Here is a 5,635-nt window from a genome sequence, read left to right as displayed (position 1 = left end):
CGGGCCGAAGTTGTGCCACAGCCCGAGCGAGATGGCGGGCAGCCGCAGGCCGCTGAGCCCGCTGCGCCGGTGGCTGTTCGCGCACCAGGTGCAGCCGGTCGGCCCCGAGGCGGCGGAGGGGCAGGCCCGCTCGCGGGCGTGGTGGCAGGTCATGTGCCTGACCGGGGTGGACTACTTCTCCACCCTGTCGTACCTGCCCGGGATCGCGGCGGTGGCCGCCGGGGCGCTCTCCCCACTGGCCACCCTGCTCATCGTCGCGCTGACACTGTTCGGCATGCTGCCCATGTACCGCAGGGTGGCCCGGGAGAGTCCGCACGGGCAGGGCTCGGTGGCGATGCTGGAGCGGCTGCTGCCGTTCTGGCGCGGCAAGATCTTCGTGCTGGTCCTGCTCGGCTTCGTGGCCACCTCCTGGATCATCACGATCACTCTCTCCTCGGCCGACGCGACCGTGCACCTGCTGGAGAACCCGCACATGCCCGAGAGCGTCGGCGGCACCGGCGTGGCCGTCGGCGTCACCGTCGTACTGCTGCTCGTCCTCGGCGGGGTGTTCCTGCTCGGCTTCCGGGAGGCGGTCACGGTGGCCGTCCCGCTGGTGGCGGTCTTCCTGGCCCTGAACGCGCTGATCGTGGCGGACGGGCTGGCCGGGATCGCGGCGGACCCGCGGCTGCTGTCCGACTGGACCGCCGCGCTGACGGTCGGTGGTGGCCCGGGGGAGGTTGCGGTGACCGCCGTGCTGGCGTTCCCGCTGCTGGTGCTGGGGCTGTCCGGCTTCGAGACGGGGGTGAGCATGATGCCGCTGGTGGCGGGCGGGGGCGCGGACCGCGAGGCGCGGCTGGCGGCGCGGATCCGCAACACCCGTCGGCTGCTCACCACCGCCGCGCTGGTCATGTCGGTGTACCTGGTCTCGACCACCCTCGTGACCACCGTGCTGATCCCCGCCCGGGAGTTCGGGCCGGGCGGGGCCGCGAACGGCCGGGCGCTGGCGTACCTCGCCCACGAGCGCCTCGGCGAGACCTTCGGCACCGTCTACGACGTCAGCAGTGCGCTGATCCTCTGGTTCGCGGGCGCCTCCGCGATGGCCGGCCTGATCAACATCGTGCCCCGCTACCTGCCCACCTACGGGATGGCGCCGGAGTGGGCCCGGGCCGTGCGGCCGGTCGTGATCGTCTACACCGTGGTCAGCGTCGCCATCACCCTGATCTTCCGGGCCGACGTCAACGACCAGGCCGGGGCGTACGCCACCGGCATCCTCGCGATGATGGTCTCCGCCGCCGTGGCGGTCACGATCTCCGCGGCCCGCCGCCGGGAACGCGTCGCGGCCGGCGGCTTCGCCGTGCTCACCCTGGTCCTGCTGTACGCCCTCGCCGAGAACGTCGTCGCGAAGCCGGACGGCATCGCCATCTCCGCGCTGTTCGTCCTCGGCATCGTGGCCGTCTCGCTGGTCTCGCGGGTGACCCGGACCACCGAGCTGCGCACGGACCGGATCGAGTTCGACGAGCCGGCCCGCCGGTTCATCGCCGAGTCGGTGGCGCACGACGGCCGACTGCACCTCATCGCGCACAAGCGGGCGGGCGGCGCGGTCAAGGAGTACACGGTCAAGGAACGGGCGCAGCGGTCGATGAATCCCGTGCCCGGCGAGGGCGACATTCTCTTCCTGGAGATCGACGTGGTCGACCCGTCGGACTTCAGCCAGGTGCTGCGGGTGCGCGGCGTGGAGGTGGGTGGCTTCCGGGTGCTGCGGGCCGGCAGCCCGGCCGTCCCCAACGCCATCGCGGCGATCCTGCTGGCGCTGCGCGACGCCACCGGCGTACGCCCGCACGCCCACTTCGAGTGGTCGGAGGGGAACCCGCTCGCGCACCTGCTGCGCTATCTGATCCTCGGCCGCGGCGACACCCCGCCCGTCGTACGGGAGATCATCCGCAAGTCCGAGCCGGACCCCGCCCGCCGGCCCGGCATCCACGTCGGCGGCTGACCGCGCTGCGCTCCCTCGCCCCGGTCGAGGTGAATAGTCCGCTTATTCACGTTTGACGGACCTGCCCGATTCTCGTCCGTATCGTGACCTCCGGTGGCTGTCGCGACGTCAGCCGCCCCGCGTCCCGTTCGACGCGGCCGTGGCACGCATGCACGAGAGGCAGGGAAGCCTGATGACGACGTATCAAGGGGGCCGGCGGGCAGCACCACTCAGGCGGCGGTCGAGGTGGTTCTTAGCCGGCGGCCTCGTGGCGGGCAGCCTGGTGGCGGGGGCGGCCGGGCTCACGGATGGCGCCGCCTTCGCCGCCGACCGGGACATGCCGACCGCCTCGCCGACGCCGTCGCCGACGCCGTCGTCGTCGCCGTCGCGGTGGGCCGGCGACCACTCCGGTGAGCCCCGCGGCGACGCCGTCGAGGACCGTGACCAGGCGCGCGAGGAGCGGCGCGGCGGGCAGCGGGACGACCGCCCCGGACGGCCGGGCCAGGGGAACCGCGCGGAGGTCGCGGTGCCGTGCGACTCGACGAAGCTGATCTCGGCGCTGGTCCGGGCCAACGCCGAGGGCGGCGCCGACCTGCGGCTGGCGTCGAAGTGCACGTACGAGCTGACCCACGCCTTCCAGCAGCCCGACGAGTACGACGGCGGGATCCGCGACGCCCGGGAGACCGCCGACAGCGCCGAGAACCCCGGCGACGCCGAGGCGCCCCCGCGCAACCCGAAGCACGACCGGGCCGGGCTGCCCGTCATCTACCACCCGATCTCCGTCCGGGGCGAGGGGGCCACCATCGTCCGGAACGGGCACGCCGAGGCGTTCCGGTTCTTCACCGTCCGCGACGGCGGGGAACTGACGCTCTCCGACGTCGTACTCCGCAACGGCCTCTCCGCCGCCGAGGGTGGCAGCATCCACGTCGTGCACGGCGCGTCCGCCGTGGTCGAGCGCACCACGATCGTCGACAGCACCTCCCTCTCGGCGGAGGGGGGCGGGGGCGGGATCTTCAACGACGGGCACCTGGTGGTCACCGGGAGCACGTTCGTCGACAACCACGCCGCCGGCACCGCGGGCAAGGGCGGGGGCCTGCTCAACGGTGGCGTGCTGAGCCTGGAGAACTCGCAGTTCCGGGGCAACAGCGCCGTCGCGTACGGCGGCGGCTTCGCCAACTACCGGGGCGCGGCAGAGGTGCACTCGAGCACCTTCGCGCGCAACAACGCGGCGCAGGGCGGCGGCGTCGCCAGCTTCTCGGCCCGTACCCGGGTCGCCGACACGAAGGTGGTGGGCAACACCGCCCAGACCGGCGGCGGCATCGCCAACTCGGACGCGCTGATCTTCCTGCGCGGCCTGGAGGTACGCGACAACACCGCCACGGGCAACGGCGGCGGCATCTCCACCGTCCAGGGCCTGCTCCCGCTCGACGACAGCATCGTGTCGGGCAACACGGCGCGCGGCTCCGGCGGCGGCATCCACGCCCAGAAGTCGAACGTCCTGCTGCGCCACAGCGAGATCCACCGCAACCACGCCGTCGGTGCGAAGTCCACGGGCGGCGGCGTCTTCGCGTCGCAGGGCCGGCTCGCCCTGTACTCCAGCAGGGTGGCCGGCAACGTCGCCACCGTGAAGCCGAGCGGCCTCCTCGTCGACAAGGCGCAGGTCAAGGTCGACGACGAGACCGACATCATCGACAACGAGCCGACCAACTGCGAGGGCAGCCGGGTGCCGGTCGCGAACTGTTTCCGGTGACCCGCCGCGGGCCGTCCCGGCCGGGACGGCCCGCCCCGCCCGGGGCGCGTCCGGCATCGCCGGCGATCATCGCGATCGCGGCGGAGGGTGCCGGACGCGCCCCGCGCGGCGCACGGCTCAGCCGAGGGCGCGCAGCCGGGCGGCGAGGTCGCCGGCGAAGAAGTCGAGGAAGCCGTCCGGGTCGGGGCCGGCGTTCTGCAGCACCACGTGGTCGTAGCCGGCCTCGACGTACGGGCGGACGGCCGCCACGTGCGCCTCCGGGTCCGGCCCGACGGAGAACAGTTCCCGGACGTGCCGCTCCTCGACGTACGCGCTGGCGGCGTCGAAGTTGACCGGGTTCGGCAACTCGCTCATCACCTTCCAGCCGGTCACCATCCACCGGCTGGTCTCCAGCACCGCCCGCACGGCCTGCTGGTCGTCGGTGGCCCAGGCCATCGGCACCTCGGCGTAGCGGGGACCGCCGCCACCGGCCTGCCGGTAGTGCTCGACGATCGACGCCTTCGGCTCGGTGACGAACAGGCCGTCGCCGAGTTCCGCCGCCATCGTGGCCGAGGACCGGCCGCTCGCGGCGACCGCGATCACCGGTGGGGTCTCCGGCAGGTCGAAGATCCGGGCGTCCTCCAGGTGCAGGTGCTTGCCCTCGAATGAGTGGTAGCCGCCCTGCCAGAGCAGCCGGATGATCTCCAGCGCCTCGCGGAGCCGCTCGTGCCGGCCCCGTACGCTGGGAAAACCCTGCCCCACCACGTGCTCGTTGAGCCGTTCCCCGGCCCCGACGCCGAGGGTGAACCGGCCGTCGGAGATCAGCGCCAGGGTCGCCGCGGCCTGCGCGATGATCGCCGGGTGGTACCGGACGGTCGGGCAGGTCACCCCCGTCGCGAGGCCGATCCGTTCGGTCTTCGCCGCGACCGCGCCGAGCACGCTCCAGGTGAACGACGAGTGCCCCTGCGTGTCGAGCCACGGGTGGAAGTGGTCGCTCATCTCGACGAAGTCGAAACCAGCCTGCTCGGCCCGGACGGCCTGGCGGATGATCTCCTGCGGTCCGTACCCCTCCGAGGCGAGCTTGTAGCCGATCCTCATGCCGGTGCTCCCGTCCCGTGCGGCGCTGGTGGCGCAACGCCGGTTCCCGTGGTGGGGGTCGACAAACGTCGGGCGGCGCGGGACGCCACCCCCGATGACCCAGCCTCCTAGGACGCCCTACGCGGCGTGGCGTACCGCGCGCCGTCCTGGATGGGCGTGGAAGGCGAACCACCCGCCGGCCGGCAAAGGCGGCCCCCGACGGCCGGGCGGCCGTACCGGCGTCGGGGCGGGCGCGGTGAGCGGGGCGCGGGGCGGACCCGGCCTTTGGGCGAGCCCATCCGTATCGCCGTCCCCGGCCCGGCAGATTCGGGGCTGACGAGCGGGACAGGCGGCGGCCGAGAGGCCCCGGCAGGCCCGGACCGGCGTCGGCACGAGGAGCGGAGTCGGGGAGCCGGCGTGGCGTACCCCGGACACGGCTCGGCCCGCGCCCGGAGTGGGCGCGGGCCGGAGGAGTACGTCCTACTTGGACGGCTGGGGCAGTTCGCAGTCGACCTTCGGGTTGGCCCCGATGTAGTTCAGCGGCCCGGCCACGATGGTCACCAGGATCGTGCCGGCCTCGGCGCAGTTCGTGTCGTCGCCGCTGTAGTAGCCGCGCTGTCCGGCGGCGACCGCGCCGATGATCAGCCAGATGACGACCAGGACTCCGAATATCGACGTGCCGCGCATCGCTGCCTCCGCAAGGGTGTGGTGGATCGAGGTGCTGGGCGTTGTACCCAATCGCGATGAACGGCTAACGGTGCCGCCGCCGAGGAACCGGCGCGCGGACGTCCGACAGTGGGCGGACGGGCCGCAGGGGGCGGTGGTGGCGTGCGTTCGGGGCCGAAACACGAGGAGATGACGGCGCAAAGGCCCGCGCC

The 5,635-nt window shown here is 73.2% G+C and carries 4 protein-coding genes; 2 read left to right on the top strand and 2 right to left on the bottom strand.

Translation table 11 applies throughout. The features are described 5' to 3' along the window. The first annotated feature begins 88 nt into the window (after positions 1–88). Complete coding sequence (locus F6X68_RS30160) at positions 89–1,972, top strand: amino acid transporter (protein WP_370519011.1); 1,884 nt, start codon at positions 89–91, stop codon at positions 1,970–1,972. Positions 1,973–2,144: 172 nt separating this feature from the next. Beyond that, the gene (locus F6X68_RS30155; protein ID WP_151457429.1) at positions 2,145–3,701 is read left to right on the top strand and encodes a right-handed parallel beta-helix repeat-containing protein; all 1,557 of its coding nucleotides are present in this window, start codon (positions 2,145–2,147) and stop codon (positions 3,699–3,701) included. A 117-nt stretch (positions 3,702–3,818) separates the two neighbouring features. On the opposite strand, the gene F6X68_RS30150 is transcribed toward F6X68_RS30155, so the two are convergent. Next, positions 3,819–4,778 carry a TIGR03557 family F420-dependent LLM class oxidoreductase gene (locus F6X68_RS30150; RefSeq protein ID WP_151457428.1) on the bottom strand — a complete coding sequence of 320 codons (960 nt, stop codon included), beginning with the start codon at positions 4,776–4,778 and terminating at the stop codon, positions 3,819–3,821. A gap of 459 nt (positions 4,779–5,237) precedes the next feature. Further along, positions 5,238–5,444, bottom strand: a complete 207-nt coding sequence (locus F6X68_RS30145) for a hypothetical protein (protein WP_091630565.1) — start codon at positions 5,442–5,444, stop codon at positions 5,238–5,240. Positions 5,445–5,635 lie beyond the last annotated feature (191 nt).

Origin of the sequence: Micromonospora sp. AMSO12t (genome assembly GCF_008806585.1) — a bacterium.
Classification (GTDB): Bacteria; Actinomycetota; Actinomycetes; order Mycobacteriales; family Micromonosporaceae; genus Micromonospora; species Micromonospora reichwaldensis.
The sequence above is the reverse complement of the archived record's forward strand: the minus strand, read 5'-3'. Positions and strand labels throughout refer to the sequence as shown.

Bases quoted from the DNA above. Each gene is read 5' to 3' on its own strand.
- F6X68_RS30155 (WP_151457429.1), top strand. From the start codon at position 2,145: ATGACGACGTATCAAGGGGGCCGGCGGGCAGCACCACTCAGGCGGCGG.
- F6X68_RS30145 (WP_091630565.1), bottom strand. From the start codon at position 5,444: ATGCGCGGCACGTCGATATTCGGAGTCCTGGTCGTCATCTGGCTGATC.
- F6X68_RS30150 (WP_151457428.1), bottom strand. From the start codon at position 4,778: ATGAGGATCGGCTACAAGCTCGCCTCGGAGGGGTACGGACCGCAGGAG.